The sequence below is a fragment of the Pseudooceanicola lipolyticus genome (assembly GCF_002786325.1).
GTDB classification, from domain to species: Bacteria; Pseudomonadota; Alphaproteobacteria; order Rhodobacterales; family Rhodobacteraceae; genus Pseudooceanicola_C; species Pseudooceanicola_C lipolyticus.
In genome coordinates, this window is sequence record NZ_PGTB01000414.1 from 1 (window position 1) to 640 (window position 640).

Annotated in this window: 2 pseudogenes; one reads left to right on the plus strand and one right to left on the minus strand. The window is 71.1% G+C overall.

Features of this window, described 5'->3' with window-relative positions:
- Positions 1-433, minus strand: a pseudogene (locus tag CVM52_RS26325) (scavenger receptor class F, member 2); the annotation flags it as partial.
- Between the two features lie 54 nt (positions 434-487).
- Here CVM52_RS26325 and CVM52_RS27915 point away from each other — a divergent pair.
- Positions 488-640 (plus strand): annotated as a pseudogene (locus tag CVM52_RS27915) (uracil-DNA glycosylase); the annotation flags it as partial.

The window sequence follows — 640 nt, forward strand, 5'->3', positions numbered from 1 at the left end:
CGGGGCGGCAGGTGCTGCCGGCCGGGCAGTCGCGCCCATTGCCGCAATAGACCCGACCGCGCGCGACGCAATTGCCATCGCGGGTGCAGGTGGTGCCGGGCGGGCAGATTCGCCCGTTGGAACATTTCTGCGATCCCACCGGGGCACAGCCGGTGCCGCCCGGCAGGCAGAACTGCCCCGGCCCGCAACTGCGCCCGCCGCCGCAATAGCTGCCGCCGGGCGGGATGCAATTGCCGTCAAAGGTACAGCGATGGCCCGGCGGGCAGCAGCCCGAGATGCCACATGCGGTGGCAAGCGGCGGGCATTGCCGTCCGCCCAGCAGCGGTTGTGCCTGCACGGTTTGAGCCTGCGCCAGCATCAGCAGCGCCAGCGACAACACCGCCGCCACGGCCAACGTGGCGGGACGGGACAGGAATCGGCGCGGCGATGTCATGCGGGTTACACTTGGCTCTGGTGCCTGCCAAATCCAGTCCCTAGGCTCGGCCCCATGGATTCGGGGATGGATTATCACTCTGCGCTGGCGCTGCTGGCCTGGCAAGTCGAGCTGGGCGCGACCGAAGCGATTTGCGACGCGCCGGTCGACCGTTATGCGCTGGCCCCGGCGCAGCCGCGCGCGGCGGCCCGGGCCGCCGCAGTGCCC